Genomic DNA, 5,310 nt, shown 5'->3' with positions numbered 1-5,310 from the left:
CCTCGGCCAGCCCACCGACATCCGCGCCGATCACGGGAAGTCCGCGGGCCAGGGCCTCGACGACGACGAGTCCGTACGTCTCGATCCTCGAGGGCACGACGAGCACGTCGCCGGCGGCGTAGACCTCGGCCAGGCTGGCGGCCGGCAGGGCCCCGTGGAAGGCGACACGGCTGCCCGCGCCGGTGGCCGCCACCCGCTGCCGGAGGTGGGCGGCGAAGGTCGGCTCGACGGCCAGGGATCCCACCAGGGCGCAGGACCACGCCAGATCGAGCAGGTCGGCGAGCGCATCGACGAGCCGGTCCTGCCCCTTGATCGACGTGAGCGCCCCGACACAGACGAGCCGGTTGCCATCCACCCCGCCCGCGGTGACCGGTGCCGCGTCCACGCCGGGCGAGACCACGGAGATTCGATGCGGTTCGAGGTCGTAGGCCGCGATGAGCCACTCGCGGGTCCACCGGCTGGGCACGATGATCGCGCGCACGGCCCGCAGGACGGCGCGTTCGTCCCGCCGAGTGCGGGCCTGGGCATCGAGCGCATCGACACCGCCGCCGGCCTCATCGTGCCCTCGCGGGAGGTGGAGCAGCACGATGATCCGGAGGCGACGGGACTCCGGCACGATCACCTCGGGGACCACGGAGGCGACGAGCCCGTCGATGAGCACGAGACTGCGATCGGGCAGGGCCCCCAAGTCGGTGTGCAGGGCCTGCCGCGCGGGTGCGTCCGGCACGGGCCAGTCGCCCGGTGCCACGTGGCGTCGCACGGTCCAGCCCAGGCAGGTCAGCCCGGCGATGACCCGCGCGTCATAGGTGTTGCCGCCGCTGGGGCGGGTCACGTCGTCCACGCCTTCGGGGACGATGACGTGCACGGTGGTCACAGCGCACGCTCGTAGCTCGCCCACGCGATGTGGGATTCGTGCAGGGTCACCAGGAGCGCCGTGACGTGGCTGGTCGTCGCGCCCACCTCGCCGCGGGCCACCCTTTCCGCCAGCCGGTCGGCGACGACCTGGGCGAGCCGTTCGGTCGTGGTGGTGACGTCGGCCAGGGTCGGGTCCTCGTCGAGGTTGCGGTACGACAGGTCGGCCAGGACGTCCGCGAGCGCCTGCGTGGCGCGGCCGATGTCGACGACGAGGCCATCGCCGTCGAGGTGCGGAGCGCGGAACGTCGCGTCGACGACGTAGGTCGCGCCGTGCAATCGCTGGGCCGGGCCGAAGATCGCCCCGCGCAGGCTGTGGGCCACCATCATGTGGTCCCGGACGGTCACGCTGAACATGTCACTGCGCCTCCTGCGGGTAGGTGATCGTGTGGCACAGCGCCGGGAGCGCCCCGGAGGCCAGCTGCGGCATGACCTCGGGCAGGTCGTCGAAGGATGAACTGCCGGTGAGCAGGACGTCGTACGCCGGGTCGCGCAGCAGGTGCAGGGCGAGGCCGAGGCGTTGCCGCGTCGTGCGCCCCGTGCGGTGGGCTGGCGCGATGGTGCCGACCTGGCTCGCGGATGGACAGCCGGCGGGAGTGGAACGCGCCCCCGAGCCGCAGCGTCACGTCGGCGTCGCCGTACCAGCTGACGTCGAGGACGACGCCCTCCGCGGTGAGCAGGTCGAGGGAGAGTTGGAGCCCGGCTCCGGTGGCGCTCGCGTGGACGACGAGGTCGCGGTCGCCCGGCGCGTCGGCGGGGTGGGCGAAGTCGGCGCCCAGGGCTCGCGCCGCGGTTTCGCGCTGCGGATCGACGTCGACGACGGTGACGTGCACGCCCGGGATCCCCACGAGGATCCGGGCCAGGCACAGGCCGACCATGCCTGCTCCGACGACGGCGACACGATCACCGATCAGGGGTGGCACGTCCCACAGGGCGTTGATGGCAGTCTCGACCGTGCCGGCGAGCACGGCCCGGTCATCGGGCACGTCGTCGGGGATCGGCACGACCGCGGTGGTCGGCACGACGTAGGCGCTCTGATGCGGGTGGAGGCAGAAGACCCGGCGGCCACGCAGGTTCGCCGGCCCGTCGTCGATAACGCCCACGCTGAGGTAGCCGTACTTGACCGGCGCGGGGAATTCGCCCTCCTGGAACGGGGCGCGCATCGCGGCGTACTGGTCGGCGGGGACGCCGCCGCGGAAGACGAGGGCCTCGGTGCCGCGGCTCACGCCCGATCGGGTGGTGCGCACCCGGACCTCCCCCGGGCCGGGCTCGCGCAACGCGACCGGGCGGATCTCGCCGACGCCGGGGGTGCGCAGCCAGAAGGCGCGGGCCGGGCCGGTCATCGGGTGCTCGGAGGCTGTCGCCGGCTGGGAAGTCGCCGCATACCGAGGACACGAGTGGGGAGCGCTGACGGTTCAGTGGCGTCGGTGAACCGTTGGGGCGTCAGGGTCGTATGAGGACATGAGGTGGTGCAGCGTTTCGGCGCCGCGACGGCGACCACGTCGCCACGACCGCACCGCCCGGAACGGAGCAGCACCATGTGGATTCGGCTCGTCACGGCCGCGGCCGCGCTCGTCTCGGCAGCCGTGCACTTCATCCTCTTCGCGTTCGAGGGCTATCGAGACCTCAACGTCATCGGCCCGGCCTTCCTGGTCAACGCGGTGGCCGGCATCGTCATCGCCGTGCTGTTGGTCGGCTGGAACCACTGGATTCCGGCCTTCCTCGTGACCGGCTTCGGCGTGAGCACCCTGGGCGCCTTCCTCATCTCCGCAACCGTCGGGCTGTTCGGGGTCCACGAGCGGTGGACCGGCGGCTTCGTGCTCACCGCGGCGGCGGCCGAGATCGTCTGCATCATCGGGGGCCTGGCCCTGCTCAGCCCCGTCGTGCTCCAACGGACTGCGGCGCACGGCGCTCCGGCTCGGGTGGGGGTGCGGCGGGCCCACTGACGACCGGGCCGTTGACGGCGATGACCGGAGCGGCGATGACCGGAGCGCGGTGGGGTCCCGGACCCCGCCGCGCTCCGCCACGCGCCAATCGCTCACATCGCCAAACGCGCCACGGTCGTGCCGTCGCTCGTGCGCATCTCCACCGCCGTGATGTCGGCGCGGGCCGTGGCGGTGGCCGCCGAGAACTGCATGGTCTTGCCGGGGACGCCCCACCAGGTCGCCACCCGCTCGCTGGCACCGCCCACGGTGCGCACGACGAGGGCGTACTCGACCTTGGGGAGGTTCGTCGGGTACCCCGGTTCGATGCCGTACGCGCAGGTCACGTCCAGCCGCGTGCCCCAGGGGACGGAGTTCACGACGACGTTCGCCTCCAACGGCGCGTGGACGAGGACGGTCATCGCCCGGGTGGGCGCCGTACTCGTCACGCTGGAGGCGACCGGCGTCGTGGCGTCGCCGCCCGAGTCCTGCGCGGCGATCCCGATCGCCACGGCCGAGACCAGACCCGCCGCGACGGAGGCCGCGATACCCGCGACGACGAGACTCCGCCGGCGTTGCGCGCGGCGGATGTCGTCGATGAGGGCACCCTGGAGCGTGTGCGGCACGGGTGGCTGATTCGCCGGGTCGAGGTCGTCGAGGCTGACCTGGGCGAGCAGGCCGGGCAGGCCCGCGAGCTCGCGCACGGAGCGTCGGCAGTCCGCGCACTGCGGCAGGTGCCGCTCGAACGCGAGACGTTCGGTCGGCGAGAGTGCCCCAAGGACGTAGGCGCCGTCGGTCCGCTCGAACTCGCAGGTCATGCGGACACACCCCTCTCCTGCAGCACCAGGCGCAGCGCCCGGAGCGCGTAATGCGTGCGGGACTTGACCGTCCCCGCGGGGATGCCGAGGGTTCGACCGGCCTCGGCGACCGAGGCGCCGCGGAAGTAGCACTCCACCAGGACCGCACGGTGATCCGCCGAGAGTGACAGGAGCGCGTCGGCCACCATCCACGACAACAACAGTTGATCGGTGTGGTCGGTTGCCTCGCGACTCTCGGGCACCTCGGCGACGCTGAACTCGCTCTGCGACCGCTTGGTGCGCCACTCGTCGATGGCGAGGTGGCGGGCGACGGTGAACAGCCACGCGCGCACGGAGCCCTGGCTCTCGTCGAGGCGCGCCCGGTGGCGCCAGGCGCGGATCAGCGTTTCCTGGACGAGGTCCTCGGCGCGGGCGTGATCCTGGCCCGTGAGCCGGAGGCAGTACCCCCACAGGGCAGCGGCGTGCTCGTCATACAGCTGCTGCATCAATGCCGTGCCGCTGTCCGACATGAGGACCTCCTGCAAGGCCATACGCAGTGCGCACACCCGAGGTTCACCACGCTGGCACGAACCTGCCTGCCTGTCGAGGTCGCGGCGCTGCTAGCGTCGGATCAGCATGTCCCTGCCTCCATCACGAAGGGGTTCACCAGTGAGCACCACTCCTGTCAAGGTCGCCGTCACCGGCGCCGCCGGCCAGATCGGCTACAGCCTGCTTTTCCGCATCGCCTCCGGAGCCCTGTTCGGCCCCGACACCCCGGTCGAGCTGCGCCTGCTCGAGATCACCCCGGCCCTGAAGGCCCTCGAGGGTGTCGTCATGGAGCTTGACGACTGCGCGTTCCCGACGCTGGCCAAGGTCGAGATCGGCGACGACGCGAACACGGTCTTCGACGGTGTCAACCACGCCCTGCTCGTCGGTGCCCGTCCGCGTGGCCCGGGCATGGAGCGCGGTGACCTGCTCTCGGCCAACGGTGGCATCTTCGCTCCGCAGGGCAAGGCGCTCAACGAGGTCGCCGCGGACGACATCCACGTCACCGTGACCGGCAACCCGGCCAACACCAACGCGCTCATCGCGATGAACAACGCGCCGGACATCCCGCGCACGCGCTTCTCCGCGTTGACCCGCCTCGACCACAACCGCGCGATCTCGCAGCTGGCCGCCAAGCTCGGCGTGCCGGTCACCGAGATCCGCAAGATGACGATCTGGGGCAACCACTCGGCCACCCAGTACCCCGACCTGTTCCACGCCGAGGTCTCCGGGAAGAACGCCGCCGAGGCCGTGAACGACCAGGAGTGGCTGGCCAACGCGTTCATCCCGACCGTCGCCAAGCGTGGCGCGGCCATCATCGACGCCCGTGGCGCGTCCTCCGCCGCGTCGGCCGCCTCGGCGACCATCGACCACGCCCGTGACTGGGCGCTCGGGTCGGCCGAGGGTGACTGGGTGTCCATGTCGGTCGCCTCGGACGGTTCCTACGGTGTGCCCGAGGGCCTCATCTCCTCGTTCCCGGTGGTCTGCAAGGGCGGCGAGTACGAGATCGTCCAGGGTCTCGAGATCGACGACTTCTCCCGCGCCAAGATCGACGCCTCGGTTGCCGAGCTCGTCGGCGAGCGCGACGCGGTCAAGGAACTCGGCCTGATCAGCTGATCTCGCGCGCTGTTTCG

At 71.7% G+C, this 5,310-nt stretch carries 7 protein-coding genes; 2 read left to right on the top strand and 5 right to left on the bottom strand.

The genetic code is table 11. The features are described from left to right. From KD1_RS11020 to KD1_RS11010, 3 genes are all read right to left on the bottom strand, one after another. A partial coding sequence (locus KD1_RS11020; protein ID WP_068401877.1) for a glycosyltransferase family 4 protein occupies window positions 1-874 on the bottom strand: 874 nt, incomplete at its 3' end. After that, on the bottom strand, window positions 871-1,269 hold the full coding sequence (locus tag KD1_RS11015; protein ID WP_068401875.1) for a 6-pyruvoyl trahydropterin synthase family protein: 399 nt from the start codon (window positions 1,267-1,269) through the stop codon (window positions 871-873). The genes KD1_RS11015 and KD1_RS11020, both read right to left, overlap by 4 nt. Beyond that, entirely contained in the window at window positions 1,257-2,255 is a 999-nt protein-coding gene (locus KD1_RS11010) for a zinc-dependent alcohol dehydrogenase (RefSeq protein WP_306307016.1), read from the bottom strand. The genes KD1_RS11015 and KD1_RS11010 overlap by 13 nt, the downstream gene beginning before the upstream one ends. Before the next feature lie 195 nt (window positions 2,256-2,450). Here KD1_RS11010 and KD1_RS11005 point away from each other — a divergent pair, with 195 nt between their 5' ends. Beyond that, window positions 2,451-2,858: a hypothetical protein gene (locus KD1_RS11005; RefSeq protein ID WP_068401881.1), complete on the top strand. Its 408-nt coding sequence runs from the start codon at window positions 2,451-2,453 to the stop codon at window positions 2,856-2,858. Between the two features lie 92 nt (window positions 2,859-2,950). Here KD1_RS11005 and KD1_RS11000 read toward each other — a convergent pair whose 3' ends face one another. Together KD1_RS11000 and KD1_RS10995 are read right to left on the bottom strand one after the other, a co-directional pair. Continuing rightward, window positions 2,951-3,652: an anti-sigma factor family protein gene (locus tag KD1_RS11000; protein ID WP_068401872.1), complete on the bottom strand. Its 702-nt coding sequence runs from the start codon at window positions 3,650-3,652 to the stop codon at window positions 2,951-2,953. Beyond that, complete coding sequence (locus tag KD1_RS10995; RefSeq protein WP_068401879.1) at window positions 3,649-4,161, bottom strand: sigma-70 family RNA polymerase sigma factor; 513 nt, start codon at window positions 4,159-4,161, stop codon at window positions 3,649-3,651. Before KD1_RS10995 ends, KD1_RS11000 begins: the two co-directional genes overlap by 4 nt. A gap of 139 nt (window positions 4,162-4,300) precedes the next feature. Here KD1_RS10995 and KD1_RS10990 point away from each other — a divergent pair, with 139 nt between their 5' ends. Further along, entirely contained in the window at window positions 4,301-5,293 is a 993-nt protein-coding gene (locus KD1_RS10990; protein ID WP_068401870.1) for a malate dehydrogenase, read from the top strand. Window positions 5,294-5,310: the final 17 nt, after the last annotated feature.

The sequence above is a fragment of the Kribbia dieselivorans NBRC 106261 genome (assembly GCF_001552435.1).
GTDB lineage: Bacteria > Actinomycetota > Actinomycetes > Actinomycetales > Dermatophilaceae > Kribbia > Kribbia dieselivorans.
This window is presented reverse-complemented; position numbering and strand designations above follow the sequence as displayed.

What these genes read in the sequence shown, in the direction of transcription:
- KD1_RS11015 (WP_068401875.1), bottom strand. Translation starts at nt 1,269, where the DNA reads ATGTTCAGCGTGACCGTCCGGGACCACATGATGGTGGCCCACAGCCTG.
- KD1_RS11010 (WP_306307016.1), bottom strand. Translation starts at nt 2,255, where the DNA reads ATGACCGGCCCGGCCCGCGCCTTCTGGCTGCGCACCCCCGGCGTCGGC.
- KD1_RS11005 (WP_068401881.1), top strand. Translation starts at nt 2,451, where the DNA reads ATGTGGATTCGGCTCGTCACGGCCGCGGCCGCGCTCGTCTCGGCAGCC.
- KD1_RS11000 (WP_068401872.1), bottom strand. Translation starts at nt 3,652, where the DNA reads ATGACCTGCGAGTTCGAGCGGACCGACGGCGCCTACGTCCTTGGGGCA.
- KD1_RS10995 (WP_068401879.1), bottom strand. Translation starts at nt 4,161, where the DNA reads ATGTCGGACAGCGGCACGGCATTGATGCAGCAGCTGTATGACGAGCAC.